This is a genomic window from Streptomyces sp. NPDC020747 (assembly GCF_044334695.1).
Taxonomy (GTDB): Bacteria; Actinomycetota; Actinomycetes; order Streptomycetales; family Streptomycetaceae; genus Streptomyces.
Genome location: NZ_JBIRTJ010000002.1, coordinates 816,171 through 832,479 on the forward strand (window position 1 = coordinate 816,171; position 16,309 = coordinate 832,479).

General features: G+C 71.4%; 13 protein-coding genes. 4 read left to right on the plus strand and 9 right to left on the minus strand.

Annotation, left to right across the window (positions count from 1 at the left end):
• Positions 1–173 precede the first annotated feature (173 nt).
• Positions 174–1,202 carry an LLM class flavin-dependent oxidoreductase gene (locus tag ACH4YP_RS08750; RefSeq protein ID WP_361068891.1) on the minus strand — a complete coding sequence of 343 codons (1,029 nt, stop codon included), beginning with the start codon at positions 1,200–1,202 and terminating at the stop codon, positions 174–176.
• Positions 1,203–1,420: 218 nt separating this feature from the next.
• On the opposite strand from ACH4YP_RS08750, the gene ACH4YP_RS08755 reads away from it, so the two are divergent.
• A complete protein-coding gene (locus ACH4YP_RS08755; RefSeq protein WP_200395824.1) occupies positions 1,421–1,762 on the plus strand; it encodes an ATP/GTP-binding protein in 342 nt (113 codons plus the stop codon).
• Between the two features lie 45 nt (positions 1,763–1,807).
• Here the strand turns inward: ACH4YP_RS08755 and ACH4YP_RS08760 are convergent, their stop codons facing one another.
• The 7 genes from ACH4YP_RS08760 to mce all read right to left on the minus strand — a co-directional run bounded on the left by ACH4YP_RS08760 (position 1,808) and on the right by mce (position 11,524).
• Positions 1,808–2,653 (minus strand): ABC transporter permease, encoded by an 846-nt coding sequence (locus ACH4YP_RS08760; RefSeq protein ID WP_398489955.1) that lies wholly within the window; start codon positions 2,651–2,653, stop codon positions 1,808–1,810.
• Positions 2,650–3,867, minus strand: coding sequence for an ABC transporter ATP-binding protein (locus ACH4YP_RS08765; RefSeq protein ID WP_361068888.1), 1,218 nt, complete (start codon positions 3,865–3,867; stop codon positions 2,650–2,652). Before ACH4YP_RS08765 ends, ACH4YP_RS08760 begins: the two co-directional genes overlap by 4 nt.
• A 110-nt stretch (positions 3,868–3,977) precedes the next feature.
• Positions 3,978–4,748, minus strand: coding sequence for an ABC transporter permease (locus ACH4YP_RS08770; protein ID WP_361068885.1), 771 nt, complete (start codon positions 4,746–4,748; stop codon positions 3,978–3,980).
• Between the two features lie 4 nt (positions 4,749–4,752).
• Entirely contained in the window at positions 4,753–5,757 is a 1,005-nt protein-coding gene (locus ACH4YP_RS08775; protein WP_361068882.1) for an ABC transporter ATP-binding protein, read from the minus strand.
• Positions 5,758–5,886: 129 nt separating this feature from the next.
• The gene (locus ACH4YP_RS08780; RefSeq protein ID WP_361068879.1) at positions 5,887–6,822 is read right to left on the minus strand and encodes a cellulose-binding protein; all 936 of its coding nucleotides are present in this window, start codon (positions 6,820–6,822) and stop codon (positions 5,887–5,889) included.
• A 182-nt stretch (positions 6,823–7,004) separates the two neighbouring features.
• Positions 7,005–10,853, minus strand: coding sequence for a polarized growth protein Scy (gene scy / locus ACH4YP_RS08785; RefSeq protein ID WP_361068876.1), 3,849 nt, complete (start codon positions 10,851–10,853; stop codon positions 7,005–7,007).
• Positions 10,854–11,083: 230 nt separating this feature from the next.
• Positions 11,084–11,524, minus strand: a complete 441-nt coding sequence (gene mce / locus ACH4YP_RS08790; protein WP_361068874.1) for a methylmalonyl-CoA epimerase — start codon at positions 11,522–11,524, stop codon at positions 11,084–11,086.
• Positions 11,525–11,671: 147 nt separating this feature from the next.
• Here mce and ACH4YP_RS08795 point away from each other — a divergent pair, with 147 nt between their 5' ends.
• From ACH4YP_RS08795 to ACH4YP_RS08805, 3 genes are all read left to right on the plus strand, one after another.
• Complete coding sequence (locus tag ACH4YP_RS08795; protein ID WP_398489956.1) at positions 11,672–12,874, plus strand: acetyl-CoA C-acetyltransferase; 1,203 nt, start codon at positions 11,672–11,674, stop codon at positions 12,872–12,874.
• 30 nt (positions 12,875–12,904) lie between these two features.
• Positions 12,905–13,861 (plus strand): methylmalonyl Co-A mutase-associated GTPase MeaB, encoded by a 957-nt coding sequence (meaB, locus tag ACH4YP_RS08800; protein WP_398489957.1) that lies wholly within the window; start codon positions 12,905–12,907, stop codon positions 13,859–13,861.
• Positions 13,862–14,247: 386 nt separating this feature from the next.
• A complete protein-coding gene (locus ACH4YP_RS08805; RefSeq protein ID WP_398489958.1) occupies positions 14,248–15,522 on the plus strand; it encodes an MFS transporter in 1,275 nt (424 codons plus the stop codon).
• A 58-nt stretch (positions 15,523–15,580) separates the two neighbouring features.
• Here the strand turns inward: ACH4YP_RS08805 and ACH4YP_RS08810 are convergent, their stop codons facing one another.
• A complete protein-coding gene (locus ACH4YP_RS08810) occupies positions 15,581–16,309 on the minus strand; it encodes a PepSY domain-containing protein (RefSeq protein WP_398489960.1) in 729 nt (242 codons plus the stop codon).

Sequence of the window (16,309 nt, forward strand, 5' to 3'; positions counted from 1 at the left end):
TTCGCCCCGGCCACACCCTGACTCGGCCCCACGCACGCCGACCCGGCCCCGACGCACTCCGGCTCGGTCCGGACGTACCCCGGCCCGTTTCCGGCGCACCCCCGTACGGCCCGGTCGCATCCCGGCTCGGCCGGGACGCGGGTTCCTTCGGTTCGGGGCGGGGGAGGCCCCGCTCACCGCAGCCGCGGCAGCACCTCGTCCCCCAGGCGCCGGACGTTCTCCTCGGTTGCCGCCAGGTCGCCCGAGCCCTCCACCAGAAGCGCGAAACGCGTGATCCCCGTGCGCTCGGAGGTCGCCGCGAGGCGGTCGGCACACAGGCGGGGCGTGCCCACCGGGTGCAGACCGCAGAGCAGTTCGGTGTACGCCAACGGGTCCCGCATCGAGCGGGCCCGGCCGTCCACGGTCACATGGGCGTCGAGTCCCTGCTTCAGCCAGCCCGGCATGGCCTTCAGGAGCATCTCGGCCGCGTCCGTGCGCCGGTCCGCGACCTGGGCGATGCCGGCCGAGACATGGGCAGCGTCCGCGATCACGTCGGGCGAGTACCCCGCGTCGCGCGCGCACGTACGCCACAGCGTGACCATCTCCGCCTTCTCCTCGTCCCCGACATGCATTCCCAGGAGCATCGGCAGCCCGCGCTCGGCGGCCAGCCGGACACTCGCCGGTGAGGTGCAGGCGAGGACGACCTCGGGGCTCTCACCGCCCGTCAGGGCCTCCGACGGCCTTGGCACGACGGGGACTTCACGGAAACCGAAGCGCTCCGAACCGCCCGCGACGGACGGCTCACGCAGCCACCGCACCAGCAGATCGAGTGATTCCGGGAACCCCTTCTCGTACGCGTCGAGGCCCGTCCCGAAGACCTCCAGGTCCACCCACGGTCCGCCGCGCCCCAGCCCGAGCGAGAAGCGCCCGCCGGACGTCACGTGCAGCAGCGCGGCCTGCTCGCCGAGCGCCACGGGGTGCACGGTGGGCAGCACGCTGACCGCCGTGCCGACCCGGATCCGACGGGTGCGGCCCAGCAGCAACGCCGCGAGCGTGATGGCCGACGGGCACGTCCCGTACGGCACGAAGTGGTGCTCGGCCAGCCATACGGCGTCGAGCCCCGCCTCCTCGGCGACCTCGGCGGACCGCACCGCGCGGTGCAGTGCCTCTCCCTGGCCCTGGCCCGGGAACTGGGCCGCCAGTACAAAACTTCCTACGCGCATCGCACTCCTGCCTCCTTGTGCCGACGCGGCTCCCCCACGTCGCATAACCGTCTGACACGTGCCAAGGACACGGCCTGGCGGGGAGATTGGCGGATTGTCTGCAGAATGAGCCGGCCGTGCGGGGGATCTGTGGGGGTTGGTGACGTAGGCGTACCCCTGGGTGCTCCGCGTAGGCTGGACACAGCCCGTGCTCCCTGTATAGCTCCGTGAGGTGTCCTGTGTCCCCGCGTCGCAACCGTCCCAAGGGTGCCGGTGACTCCGGCCGGAGCCAGTCCCCGGACGGTTCGGACCCGTCCGACCGGTACGGCGGCTGGCAGTCGACGGAGAGCTGGCAGGGCGAGGCGTGGAGCGTACGGCACGTGGCGGGCGCGAGTGCCCAGGGCAAGACGTACCGCTGCCCCGGCTGCGACCAGCAGATTCCCTCCGGGGTCCCGCACGTGGTGGCCTGGCCCGAGCACTCCGGTGTGGACGAGCGGCGGCACTGGCACAAGGCGTGCTGGAACGCGAAGGACCGCCGCACCACACGGGTGCAGCGGTCCAGGAACGCCCCGAGGTTCTAGACCTTCGAACGTTTTTGCGTGCGGTTCCCTGAACTCCGGACAGTTCTAGACATCCCGCTTCTCCAGCAGCGCGTACGCCCCGGCGATCGCCGCCGCGGTGACACCCGCGAGGAGGGCGAGCTGGGGGCCGCCGTTCCCGTTGTCGGCGTCGATCTGGAAGATCCGGGCGAGCGCGTTCGGAGCGTTGTACTCCATCATCTTCTCGCCGATAGTCCGCATGTTCTTGGACAGCAGCAGGAACGCGGGCATGATCGCGGGCACCAGCACCACACCGAGCATCGTGGTGATCGCGCCGGCGGAGTGCCGCAGCATCGAGCCCACGGCGAGCGCGAGCACGCCGAGCAGCGACACGTACAGCGCGCCGATCACGACGGTCCCGCCCCACGCGTTGTCCGACGAACCGCCGTGCATGCCCGACGTGATCAGGCCGACCACTCCGATGGAGAGGGCCGACACGACGAACGCGAGGACGAAGAAGATCATCAGCTTGGCGGTGAGCACCCGGTAGCGCTGGGGCGACGCCGTGAACGTCGTACGGATCATGCCCGTGCCGTACTCCGACGAGACCACCAGCACGCCCAGCGTGATCAGGCAGATCTGCCCGAGGATCAGGCCGAAGAAGGCAGGAACCGTGTACGGGACGTCCTCGAAGTTCTCGTCGGTGGTCTGGGTGGCGACCAGGAAGCCGATGCCGACGACCAGCAGCACGAAGACACCGAGCGTCCACATCGTGGAGCGCACCGACTTGATCTTCGTCCACTCGGAGGCGAGCGCGTGACCGAGGTGCGTGCGCGTGATCGGGATCGGCGAGGTGTACGAAGTCCCGGGCACGCCCTGCCAGTCGGTGGCAGGGGCGGCCTGCTGCCGCGTCTGGTGCTGGGGCGTGCTCATCGGGCGTCCTCGGGCTTGGTCAGGTCGGGCGCGGCGGAGGAGGGCTGCGCGGGGGCGGCCGCGGGCGTGGTGCCGGCGGGCTGGGCGTACGGGTTGGGCTCTCCGGCGCCGGGGGCGCCGTACGGGCCTGGGGGCGGGCCGGCGGGCGGCTGCGCCTGGGGCATCGCGAACGGCTGGCCGCCCTGCTGGGGCGGCGGCGGGGCGTACCAGCCCGACTGGCCCTGGCCCGGCACCGGCATCTGCTGCGGCGGCGTCGCGCCCGGCGGCAGCTGCTGCTGGAGGCCCGCGCGCTGGTCGACGGTGGAGCGGTAGTCGACGGCGCCCTGCGTCATCCGCATGTACGCCTCCTCCAGCGAGGCCTGGTGCGGGGAGAGCTCCCACAGCCGTACGTCGGCGCCGTGCGCGAGGTCGCTGATCCGGGCGAGCGGCAGGCCCATGACACGCAACGCGCCGTCCTGCTCGGGCAGCACCTGGCCGCCCGCCTCGGTGAGCGCCGCCGTCAGCTTCTCGCGCTGCTGGGGCTCGGTGTCGGGCGTACGTACCCGGGCGAAGTCGGCCGAGTTGTGCGAGATGAAGTCGCGGACGCTCATGTCGGAGAGCAGCTGGCCGCGGCCGATCACGATGAGGTGGTCGGCGGTGAGCGCCATCTCGCTCATGAGGTGGGAGGAGACGAAGACGGTCCGGCCCTCCGCGGCCAGCGACTTCATCAGGTTCCGCACCCAGAGGATGCCCTCGGGGTCGAGGCCGTTGACCGGCTCGTCGAAGAGCAGCACCTGGGGGTCGCCGAGGAGCGCGGCGGCGATGCCGAGCCGCTGGCCCATGCCGAGCGAGAAGCCCTTGGAGCGCTTTTTCGCCACGTCCTGGAGGCCGACGACGCCCAGCACCTCGTCCACGCGGCGGGCCGGGATGCCGGACAGCTGGGCGAGGCACAGGAGGTGGTTGCGGGCGTGCCGGCCGCCGTGCACGGCCTTGGCGTCGAGGAGCGCGCCGACCTGGCGGGGGGCGTTGGGCAGCTTGCGGTAGGGGTAGCCGCCGATCGTGACCTGACCGGAGCTGGGGTTGTCGAGCCCGAGGATCATGCGCATGGTCGTCGACTTGCCCGACCCGTTGGGCCCGAGGAAGCCGGTGACGGAACCCGGCCTTACCTGGAAGGAAAGGTTGTGCACGGCTGTCTTGTCGCCATAGCGCTTCGTCAGGCCGACTGCCTCGATCATTCTCCGCACCCATCGAAAGGTTCAGGACGTCGGGGCGCACGCCCCCGTAAGGCTTAGGAGGATAGCCGGGCGCTGACGGTTCCCCCCAAAGCTGAGCAAAATCGTGAACCCTACGCGTCCCTCCTCTTCAGCAGCACGTATCCGCCCACCACCGCGACCACGACCCACAGCACCATGATTCCCAGGCCGCCCCAGGGGCCGTACGGCACGTCGTCGTCGACCGGGGTGACGACCTGCATGATCTTGCTGCCCGCCTGGTCCGGGAGGAACCGGCCGACCTTCTCGGTGGCGGAGACGTTGCCGAGGATGGCGGAGATCAGGAAGAAGAAGGGCATCAGGATGCCGAGGGAGAGCATCGGGCTGCGCAGCATCGTGGCCACGCCCATCGAGAAGACGGCGATGAGGGTCATGTAGAGGCCGCCGCCGATGACCGCGCGCAGGACGCCAGGGGCGCCGATCGACGCCCGGTGCGAGCCGAGCATCGCCTGGCCGAGGAAGAAGGCGACGAAGCTGGTGGCGAGGGCGACGAGGAACGCGAGTCCGGTCGCCACCGCGATCTTGCTGAAGAGGAACGTGCCGCGCTGCGGCACCGCGGCGAGCGAGGTGCGGATCATGCCGGTGCTGTACTCGTTGGAGACCACCAGCACACCGAACACGATCATCGCCAGCTGGCCGAGGCTCATCCCGGCGAAGCTGATGTACGTCGGGTCGAAGGAGAGCTGGTCCTTCGTGCTCAGGTCTTCGAACTCGTTCCTGGACAGCAGCGAGATGAGCACGCCGAGCGCGACGGTGACCACCGCGGCGAGACTGAGCGTCCACACCGTGGACGCCACCGACCGGATCTTGGTCCACTCGGACCGGACGACCTGGGTCGCGGCCATGGATTCAGCCCCTCTTCCAGTTGTTGCCCCACTGGGGCGCCTGCTGCCCGGCGGGCGGTGCGGCAGGCGGAACGGCGGAGGGCACGGTGCCGGCGAGTCCCGGGTCCGAGTGCGCGTGGTACTCCACCGACTCCGCCGTCAGCTGCATGAACGCCTCTTCCAGCGAGGCCTGTTGAGGGCTCAGCTCGTGCAGCACGATCTGGTGCCGGGCCGCGAGCTCCCCGATGTGCTCCGACTTCGTACCGTCCACCTCCAGTGCCTCGCCGCCCGCCTCGACAACGGTGATCCCGGCCTCGTGCAGCACGTCGAGCAGTCGCTCCCGCTGGGGCGACCGGATCCGTACGTACGACCGTGAGTTCTGGCGGATGAAGTCGGCCATGGAGGTGTCGGCGAGCAGCCGGCCCTGGCCGATCACCACGAGGTGGTCGGCGGTCAGCGCCATCTCGCTCATCAGATGCGAGGAGACGAAGACCGTACGGCCCTGGGCGGCCAGGGACTTCATCAGATTGCGGATCCAGTGGATGCCCTCGGGGTCGAGCCCGTTGACCGGCTCGTCGAACATCAGGATCCGGGGGTCGCCGAGCAGCGCGCCCGCGATCCCGAGCCGCTGCCCCATGCCGAGCGAGAAGCCCTTGGCCTTCTTCTTCGCCACCGCCGTGAGGCCCACCGTGTCGAGGACTTCGTGCACCCGCGCCCGCGGAATCCCGTTGCTCTGCGCGAGACACAGGAGATGGTTGAAGGCGCTGCGGCCGCCGTGCATGGCCTTGGCGTCGAGCAGGGCCCCGATGTACTTCAGCGGATCCTTGAGACGGTCGTAGTGCTGCCCGTCGATCCGCACATCACCCGCGGTCGGCCGGTCGAGCCCGAGCAGCATCCGCATCGTCGTGGACTTCCCGGCCCCGTTCGGCCCCAGAAACCCGGTCACGATGCCCGGCCGCACGGTGAACGTCAGATGATTCACCGCCATCTTCTCGCCGTACCGCTTGGTAAGCCCTTCGAGCTCGATCATGGGCCCACGCTAAAACGCGACAAAGCCCCCTGCCACTTAAAGGCAGGGGGCTTCGAAGGCGTGCCCCGAGGGGACGCGGGGAACTGTGCGACCGGTTCGGACGGACCCGCAGATCCCCACGACCCGCGACTACCGGGTCTGCTGCGCCGGCACCCCACGGGAGATCGGCTCGTCCTCGGCCGGAGAGCCCGCGGCGGCGACCGCCGCACCGGTGAGCGTGGCCAGCATCTCGCGGACGTTCGTCAGCTGAGCGTTGATCGAGTCGCGACGGTTCGTGAGAGCCGCCAGCTCGCGCTCGGACTCCGAACGGATCCGGTCCGCCTTGGCGTTCGCGTCGGCCACGATGTCCTCGGCCTGGCGCTGAGCCGTCTCCACCGTCTGACGGGCGCGACGCTCCGCGTCCGTACGCAGCTTCTCGGCCTCCAGGCGGAGCTGCTCCGCGCGGTGCTCGATCTCCGCGAGACGCTTCTCCGCCTTGGCCTGACGCGAGGCCAGGTCACGCTCGGACTGCTCGCGGCGCTTGGCGAGGTTCGTCTCGAAGTCGGCGGCGGCCTGAGCGGCCTTCGCGCGGGTCTCCTCGAAGAGGGCATCCGCCTCCTCACGCTTGGACTGCGCGTCCTTCTGAGCCTCGGTACGCAGCTGAGAAGCGTCGGACTTGGCCTTCTCGACGATCCGGACGCCCTCGTCCTCCGCCTTGGACTTGCGGTCCGCAGCGAACGATTCTGCGTCGTTACGCACCTGCTGGGCCGCCGACTCGGCGAGCTCACGGTGCTGTTCCGCCGCGCGACGGGCCTCTTCGCGCAGGTCCTTCGCCTCCTCCTCGGCGAGGCGGAGGATCTTCTCGACGCGCGCGCCGAGACCCGCGTACGACGGCTCTGCGTCGCTGACCTGGGCCTGGGCGTTCTGCGTTTCGAGGTGGAGCTCCTCGATGCGCTTTTCCAGAGCAGTGATACGAGCCAGAGCGCTGTCACGGTCGGAGACGAGCTTCGAGATGCGTTCGTCCACCTGAGCGCGGTCGTACCCACGCCGCACAAGCTCGAAGCCGTAGGGGGAAGTGTCGCTCATGGGGTTCCTGTCGAATGAGACCGGTGAGGTGATAGGTGGAATCCTAGGGGTCAAGACGGTGTGTCATCGAGCAGTAGCCCGATTGATATGGAGAATGACACCCTTTTTGGTGGCTAACTGCCGGACCACTTGCCAGAGACGGTGCCGAAGGCCTCTGGCAAGCACGGAAGTTGGCCATTTGGCTAGCCCTCCGACGGCTTGCCACCCGAACGAGTCGCACCGGCCGCAGCGGCAGCCTTGACGCCACCGTCCTTGCCACTCGACGGGGCCTCAAACGACTCCAACGCCTCAAGGACGTCCTGGACACGGGAGATCTCGGCATTGATGTCCTCGCGGCGCCGGACCAGCACCTCCAGCTCGCGCCTGCCCTCCTCGACCGCGGCCCGCGCCTCGCGCACCGCCTCGGACCTGATCGCCTCGGCCTCGGAGATGAGCGCGGCCTTCTTCTGCTCGGCCTCCTTGAGAAGCCCCTCCGCCTTCTTCACCGCGGCGATCCGGACCTTGCCCGCCTCGGAGTTGGCCTCCGACACCAGGTCCTTGGCCTTCGCCTCGGCTTCCCTCAGCTGGTCCTCGGAGGCCTTGATGAGCGCGTCACAGCGGTCGCCCGCCGCCTTCATCGTCTCCGCGGACTCCCGGCGTGCCCGGTCGTGCAGATCCTCGATCTCGCCGGTGATCCGGTCACGCAGCTCCTCCGCCCGCTCTCTTATGGCGGTGGCGTCCCGGCGCGCGCCGACCAGCAGCTCGTCCGCGTCCGTCCGGGCCCGCTCCACCAGCGAGTTGCCCTCGACGGTCGCCTCGGAGACCACCCGCTCCGCTTCGTTGCGGGCGGCGCCGACCATCGAGTCGGACTGCGTCTCGGCGTCCGCGGTGGTCTTGTGCGCCGTCTGCTGGGCCTCCGTGATCAGCTTGTCGGCCTCGGCGGCCGTCTCCGTGATCAGCGTGTCGACCTGCTCGGCCGCCTCGGAGCGCCGCTTGTTGGCCTCCTTGCGCGCCTTGTCCAGGGTGTCGTCGGCCTCGTCGCGGGCGTTCGACATGAGCCGGTCGGCCTCGGCGGCGGCCTCGTTCTTGAAGCGCTCCGCCTCCGACCTGACCCGCTCCGCGTGCTGCTGTGCGGAACCGACCGTCTCGGCCGCCTCGGCGCGCAGCCGCTCCGCGTCGCCCGTCGCGTCCGAGATCAGCTTCTCGGCCTTCGCCACGGACTCCGAACGGACCCGCTCCGCCTCCGCGTTGGTCTCCGCGGTGAGCCGCTCCGCCTCCGACGTCACCTCGGTGATGAGGGTGTCGGCCTGCGTCGCCGCGTCCGACCGGATGCGGTTGGCGTCCTCGCGGGCCTCGGCCCGCGCCCGTGAGGCGTCCTGCTCGGCCGACGCGACGGTGTCCGACGCCTCCGTACGGGCCCGCTGGACGAACTCCGAGGCATCCGAGCGCAGCCGCTCGGACTCGGCGATCGCCTCCGAAACCGTGCGATCCGCAAGGGACTTGGCGGCTTCCGCCTCGTCCCGGGCCTCGCGCCGGACACGGTTGCCGTCCTCGGTGGCCCGCTCCCGCTCCGCGTAGGCGTCGGCGCGGACCCGGTCGGACTCCTGCTGCGCCTCCGTACGCATGCGCTCCGCCACGTGCTCGGCGGCACTGCGCAGGCCCGTGATCTCCTCCTGGGCCTGCTCGTGCAGCCCGGCGACGGAGTCCCGTACCTGCTGCGCGGTCTGCTCGGCGGCCGACACCATCTCGTTCGCCCGGCGGTCCGCCTCCTCGACCAGCCGTACGGTCTCGGTCTGGGCCTCCTCCACGCGGTTGCGCGCCGAGGCCAGCAGCTCCTCGCTCTGCTCGCGAGCCCGCTCCCGCTCCTGGTCGGCCTCCTGCCGGGCGGCGCCGAGGAGCTCCTCGGCCTCGCGGCGGCGCCTGGCGGCCTCCTCCTGGGCGGCGGACAGCGCCTCGGCCGCCTCCGTGGCGAGCCGCTCGGCGGCGGCCTGCGCCTCGGTCCGTACGCGGTCCGCGGTGTCCTGTGCCTCCGACTTCAGCCGCTCGGCCTCCGCCGCGGCCTCCGAACGCAGCCGTACGGCGATGGACTCGCCCTCGGCACGCGACGCGGACGCGTCGGAAGCCGCCTCGTCGCGCAGCCGCTCGGCCTCCGCCTCGGCCTGCGCCTGGAGCGTACGGATCCGCTCGGCGGCCTCGCCGCGCAGCCGGTCGATCTCGTCGGCGGCCTCGCGGCGGATGCCCTCGCCCTCCGCGCGCGCGTCGGTCAGCGCCTGCTCGGCGGAGGCGAGGCGCTCCTCGGCCTCCGTGTGCAGCCGGGTCAGCCCCTCGGCGGCCTCGGCCTGGCGGGCCGCTATGGCCCGCTCGGTGTCCTCGTGCAGCTCGCGGGCGGCCCGCTCGGCCTCCGCCGTGATGCCCTCGGACTGCTCGACGGCCTCCGCCCGGTGCCGCTCGGCCTCCGCGCGGGTGCGCTCCAGGGTCTCCTCGGCCTGCCGGCGCAGCGTCGTGGCGCGCTCGATGGCCTCCGTGCGGACCCGCTGGCTCTCCGTCGTCGCGTTCGACCGCTGGTCGTCCGCGTCGGCCTTCGCCTTGGCGAGCAGCTCCTCGGCGGTCTTGGCCGCCTCCTCGATCTGCTGGACGGCCTCACGCCGGGCCTCGGAACGGATCCGCTCGCCCTCGGCGTTGGCGTCCGCGCGCAGCTGCTCGGCGTCGCCGCGGAGCCGACGCGCCTCCTCCTGCAGCTCGACCGTCTTGGCGCGGTACTCCTTGGTGTCGTCCTTCGCCGTGCCCTTGAGCTGCTCGGCGATGTCGTGCGCCTCGGCCCGCAGCCGGTCCGCCTCGGCCTCGGCGCCGGCGCGGATCCGCTCGGCCTCCTCGGACGCGGCCTTGGTGGTCGACTTGGCTTCCTCGGACGCCTTGTTCAGGACGTCCTCGGCCGTACGGGCCGCCTTGGCGAGCTGGGAGGCGGTCTCCTCGGCGGTGAGGCTGCGCGCGTTCTCCTCGGCCTCCGCGACGATCTTCTCGGCGGCGGTCTTGGCGTCCGCGACGACCTGCTCGGCCTCGGCCTTGGTGGTCTCGGCCTCCTTGGTGGCCTCGCTGACCAGCCGGGCGACCTGCTCCTTCGCCGTACGCGTGCGCTGCTCGTTCGCCGACTCCGCACTGGAGAGCGCCTTGGAGGCGGCCTCCTTCGCCTCGGCGAGGACCTTCTCCGCCTCGGCCCGCGCCTCGCGCAGCGCCGACTCGGCCTCGCTGGCGCGCTGCTCGGCGGCCCGGCTCAGCTCGCCGGCCTGACGGCGCGCGCTGTCCGACTCGGTGGCGGTCGAACTGCGCAGCTGCTCGGCGTGGTCGGTGGCCTCCTGGGCCTGCGTCGACGCCGCGTTCAGCAGCCGCTCGGCGTCGGTGCGGGCCCGGCGCAGCAGCGCCTCGGCCTCGGCGCGCGCCTGCTCCGCGTCGCTCTGCAGCCGCTGACGGGCCTCCGCGGCGACCCGCTCGGCCTCCGTACGGGCGGCGGCCAGGGCCTGCTCGGCCTCGCCACGGGACTCGTCGACCAGCCGGCGGGCCTGCTGCTCGCTGCGGGCGCGCAGCTGCTCGGCCCACGCCACGTTCTCGTTGACGTGCGACTCGACGCTCTGCCGACGCTCGGAGAGCTCCTGGTCGAGCTGCTGGCGACGGGTGACCGCCTCCTGGTGCAGCTCCGCCTGGAGGCGGGCGGCCTGCTCGGCGTGCTCCTGGAGGATCCGCTGAGTCTGCGCGCGGGCCTGGCTCAGCTCCCGCTCGGCGTCCTGGCGCAGCTGGTCCGCCTGGACCTGCGCGTTACGGAGCATCTGCTCGGCCTGATAGCCGATGTCGGCGCTGTCGTAGGCAGGCCGGGTCGCCAGACTGCGGCGCGCCTCGTGCAGCTTGGCGCGCAGCACCTCGACCTGATAGCCGAGGTCCTCGGCGTGCTGGACGGCCTTCTCCCGCTCGGTCTTCAGCCGTTCCATCTCGGCCTCGAACCGAGAGAGGTGGTCGACGTCAGCCGCCGGCTCTCGCTCCTGGCGTTCGTAGCCCCGCACTGCGCGGTCCCATCCGTCCCCTGGTCGCAAGTCTCTCCAAACGAGCACCGTCCATCCGCCGAACGGGGCCCCCGGGGAATGGTGTCAGATCAACGGCGGAGCACACGCTGCTGCCCCGCCACTCGCCCCCGAAACCTGGACCCCGGCCCTCGGATCCTGACGATGAGGACCCGGACCGCCCCGTAAGAGCGGCGGCCGTCCCCAACCCTACCGGCCCTTATGTACGCGGGTCAGTGCTCAGGTGACTCAACAGCCGCCGATGTGACCAGTTCTGTCAGGACGCCATGGCAATCCTTTGGATGCAGGAAGGTGATGCGCGACCCCATCGAACCCCTGCGCGGCTCGTCGTACAGCACGCGTACGCCCTTGTCGCCGATGGCGGCCGCGTCCGCGTCCACATCCGCCGTACCGAAAGCGATGTGGTGCACGCCCTCACCGTTCTTGGCCAGCCATTTCCCGACGGCGGAGTCCTCGCGGGTGGGTTCCAGGAGCTGGAGGTAGGAGGCGCCCCCGTCGGACGTCTCGTTGATCTTGAGCATGGCCTCGCGCACGCCCTGCTCCTCGTTGATCTCGGAGTGGAAGACCTCGAAGCCGTACGTCGCACGGTAGAACTCGACAGTCCTGTCGAGGTCGAAACAGGCGATCCCGATGTGGTCGATTCGCGTCAGCATGCTGTCAGTGCAGCGCTCCGGAGGCGGTTACGCAACGTGCGCGCGATCACACACCGCGCCGGATGACGGGGTGCGTACCGGTCAGTACATTCAAAGTAAACCCTCGTTCACTCCTCAGCTGTGCAAGCTGGAAGGGGATCGCTCCTCATGTCTGGAACGAACAGCACCACCTCCGTCATCGTCGCGGGTGCCCGCACCCCGATGGGACGGCTGCTCGGCTCTCTCAAGACCTTCTCCGGAGCCGACCTCGGTGGTTTCGCGATCAAGGCCGCCCTCGACCGTGCGGGCATCGGCGGCGACCAGGTGCAGTACGTGATCATGGGTCAGGTGCTCCAGGCCGGGGCAGGGCAGATCCCGGCACGCCAGGCCGCGGTCAAGGCGGGCATCCCGATGAGCGTCCCGGCGCTCACGATCAACAAGGTCTGTCTGTCGGGCCTCGACGCCGTCGCACTCGCGGACCAGCTGATCCGCGCCGGCGAGTTCGACGTGATCGTGGCGGGCGGCCAGGAGTCCATGACCAACGCTCCCCACCTGCTTCCGAAGTCCCGGGAGGGCTACAAGTACGGCGCGGTCGAGATGCTCGACGCCATGGCGTACGACGGGCTGACCGACGCCTTCGAGAACATCGCCATGGGCGAGTCGACCGAGAAGCACAACACGCGCCTGGGCATCCTGCGGCCCGAGCAGGACGACTTCTCCGCCCTCTCGCACCAGCGGGCCGCCGCCGCGCAGAAGAACGGCCTCTTCGAGGCGGAGATCACTCCGGTGGAGATTCCGCAGCGCAAGGGCGAGCCCGTCGTCTTCAGCAAGGACGAGGGCATCCGCGGCGAGACGACCACCGAGTCGCTCGGCAAGCTGCGGCCCGCGTTCGCGAAGGACGGGACGATCACCGCCGGCTCGGCCTCCCAGATCTCCGACGGGGCGGCCGCCGTCGTCGTCATGAGCAAGGCCAAGGCGCTGGAGCTCGGACTGGACTGGATCGCGGAGATCGGCGCCCACGGAAACGTCGCGGGACCCGACAACTCTTTGCAGTCGCAGCCGTCGAACGCGATCCAGCACGCGCTCAAGAAGGAGGGCATCGGCGTCGAGGATCTTGACCTGATCGAGATCAACGAAGCCTTCGCCGCCGTCGCGGTCCAGTCAATGAAGGACCTCGGGGTGTCCACGGAAAAGGTGAACGTGAACGGCGGCGCCATCGCCCTCGGCCACCCGATCGGCATGTCCGGTGCCAGGCTCGTACTGCACCTCGCCCTCGAACTGAAGCGGCGGGGCGGCGGAGTGGGCGCGGCGGCGCTGTGCGGTGGCGGCGGACAGGGTGACGCGCTGATCGTGCGGGTACCCAAGGTCTGACGCGTTTCTCGTTTCGTGAACGGAGCTGTGATGCAGGACGTCGCCTCGCTGGTGACCCAGGCCAGGGAAGGCCGACCGCGGGCCGTGGCCCGGCTGATCTCCCTGGTGGAGGGGGCGTCCCCGCAGCTCCGTGAGGTCATGGCCGCACTGGCGCCGCTCGCGGGCAACGCGTACGTCGTGGGGCTCACGGGCTCGCCCGGTGTCGGCAAGTCGACGTGCACGTCCGCGCTCGTGACCGCCTACCGGCGACAGGACAAGCGGGTCGGTGTCCTCGCCGTCGACCCGTCCTCGCCCTTCTCGGGCGGTGCGCTCCTGGGGGACCGGGTGCGGATGTCGGACCACGCGTCGGACCCTGGCGTCTACATCCGCTCCATGGCGACGCGAGGACACCTTGGCGGGCTCGCCTGGGCCGCCCCGCAGGCGATCCGGGTGCTGGACGCGGCGGGGTGCGACGTGGTCCTGGTGGAGACCGTCGGGGTCGGACAGTCCGAGGTCGAGATCGCATCCCAGGCCGACACGAGCGTGGTGCTGCTGGCTCCCGGCATGGGCGACGGCATCCAGGCCGCCAAGGCGGGGATCCTGGAGATCGGTGACGTGTACGTGGTCAACAAGGCCGACCGGGACGGGGCGGACGCCACCGCCCGCGAGCTGAACCACATGCTGGGGCTCGGGGAGTCCCGGGGGCCCGGGGACTGGCGGCCGCCCATCGTGAAGACGGTCGCCGCGCGGGAGGAAGGCATCGACGAGGTCGTCGAGGCGCTGGAGAAGCATCGGGCGTGGATGGAGGAGCGGGGGGTGCTCGTTGAGCGGCGTCTCGCCCGGGCCTCCCGCGAGGTCGAGACGATCGCCGTCACGGCCCTGCGCGAACGGATCGCCGACCTCCACGGGGACCGGCGCCTCAGCGCCCTCGCCGAACGCATCGTCGCCGGCGACCTGGACCCCTACCGGGCGGCGGACTCCCTGGTGGAGGGCCTGACGGAGGGCTGACCCGGGGGTTTTCCTCGCCCCCGCCGCCCCTTCCCGTCCCGTCCCTGGGGGCTGCGCCCCCAGACCCCCGCTATCGCGCTGGCGCGCTCGTCCTCAAACGCCGGACGGGCTGAAACTCAGCCCCTCCGGCGTTTGAGGAGCGGGGGTTCGGGGGCTGGCCCCCGAGGAAGTGACGGGAATGGGTAGGGGCGGCGGGGGCGAAGAAAAGCCCTGTCGGTGGCCCGGGGGCGCTGGTAGCTTCATCGGCGTGTTCCTCCTCTTGGCATAGGGCCCGTCCAGGCCCGCGATCGGCAGCGCGGCAGTCGCCGCCGTCGCGGAGCACAGGCGTCCCCGTCGCCCGGGCGCACGCCCACTCGGCGGCGCCCTCTTTCTGAGGAACCCTTCGCATGTCTGCGTCTTCAACGCGGCCCTCGTACGCCGCGGTACTGCGCATGCCCCACGCCACCCGCACCTTCACGGCCGCCCTCGTGGGCAGGCTGTCGTACGGCATGGTCTCGATCGCCATGATGCTGGCGGTGAGCCGTGCCACCGGCTCGTACGCCGTGGCCGGTGCCGTGATGGCGCTCTTCGGCGCCGCGAGCGTGTTTCTGTCACCCCTGCGGGCGGCCCTGGTGGACCGTCACGGCCCGCGCCGCGCACTGCTGCCGATGGCCGCGCTGTACGCGGGCCTGCTCGGCGCACTCGCCGCGGCGACCTGGAGTCCAGGAGCACCCGCCGCCGTCCTGGGCACGGTCGCCGTCGCGGCGGGCGCCTGCACCCCGCCCCTCGGCCCCACCATGCGGGCCGTCTGGGGCGAACTCGTCACCGACCGACGGCTGTTGCAGCGGGCGTACAGCCTGGACGGCGTCGCCGAGGAGCTGCTGTTCGTCTCGGGGCCGCTGCTGGTGGGAGTGGTCGTGGGGTTCGCGCCCCCGGCCGCCGGGGTCGCCGTCAGCGCCCTGCTGGTCGGCATCGGCACCCTGGCGTTCGTCACCTCACCCGTGGTGAAGGGCGTCGCCGTACGGCCCTCACGCGTCCGGACGCGGACTCGGACGCGGATCGGGCACGGGCTCGTCCGGCCCGTCGTCGTGGCCGCGGGCGTCGGGCTCTCGCTCGGCGCCGTCGACCTGCTGGTGCTGGCCTTCGCCGAGCAGCGGGGCCACGGGGACGACACCGTGGCGTGGATCTTCGCCGCGCTGTCGGCCGGCAGCGCCGTGGGCGGGCTGCTGTACGGCGCGGTCGAGTGGCGCACCGGAACCCGGGTGCGACTGCCCGCGCTGACGGCGGGCCTCGGTCTCGCCCTGGCCGGCGCCGGGCTCGCTCCGGGCCTCGCCACGCTCACCGGCGCCGTCGTGTGTGCCGGGTTCTTCGTCGCCCCGGCACTGACGACCGCGTATCTGGTGGCCGACGAGTCCGCCGCGCCGGGCGCCCGGGTCCAGGCCGGTGCCTGGGTCAACACCGCGGTGAACGCGGGCGTTTCGACGGGTGCGGCGGCCGGGGGACTGCTGGTGGGCCGGCTGCCCGTCGGGGCGGGGTTCGCCCTGGCCGGCGGAGCGGCGCTGCTCGCGGCCGTCGCCGTCGGCGTGGGAACCCGGTACTCCCGCGCACTGCCTCAGGAGCAGGCGGAGACGCGGGAGCAGGCGGCGGAGCGGGACGCGGGCGCGGCGGAACAGGCCCGCTGACGCCGGTAAGGGCACCCGGTGCCGGGTGCCCTTACCTGTGGGGGGAGAGGAGTGGACGTCAGTCGTTCGAGCGGTCCGCCGTGATCTTGCCGGAGTCGAGGTTGACCCTCCAGTCGCTGCCGGTGCCGTTCGCGGCGGTGGTGTCGACCTCCCAGGCCTTGTCCGTGCTCTCCTCGTCGAGGTCGACGGAGGTCACCGTGCCCTTGGCGGCGCCGGCCTCCGCGGCCTCGGCGGCGGTGACGGAGCTGCCCTTCAGGGCGGCGCGGATCTGCGCGGTCTCGGCGGCGTCGTCACCGTCGTCGTCCCGGTCGACGTGGGAGCCGACGACCTTGCCGGTGGCGGGGTCGACCTGGACGCTGTGCCAGGCGCCGCCGTTGGTGAGGATGTCCACGTCCCAGACGTGCTTGGTGCCCTCGTCGTCCAGGTCGGCCGAGACGGCCGTACCGGCCGTGTCCTTCAGCGCCGCCTTGATCGCGTCGGCGGCGTTGACCTTCGCGACCTTGGCGTCGGTGGCGTTCTCGGCCTTGTCCTCGGCGTCCTCGCCGGTGTCCTTCGCGGCCCTGTCGTCAGCCGCGTCGGCCTTGTCGTCGGCCCGGTCGTCGGCGTCGTTGTCGTCCGTGTCGTTCACGTTGGCGTCGTCGTCACGGCCGTTGTCGTCGTTCGACACCTGCACGTTGGACTTCTTCGCCGGCGCCTCTTCGTCACCCGAGACCGCGAGGGCGGTCGCGGTGCCGCCGCCGATCAGGGCAGCGGCCGCGATGGTGGCGATGACGATGTTGCGCTTCAT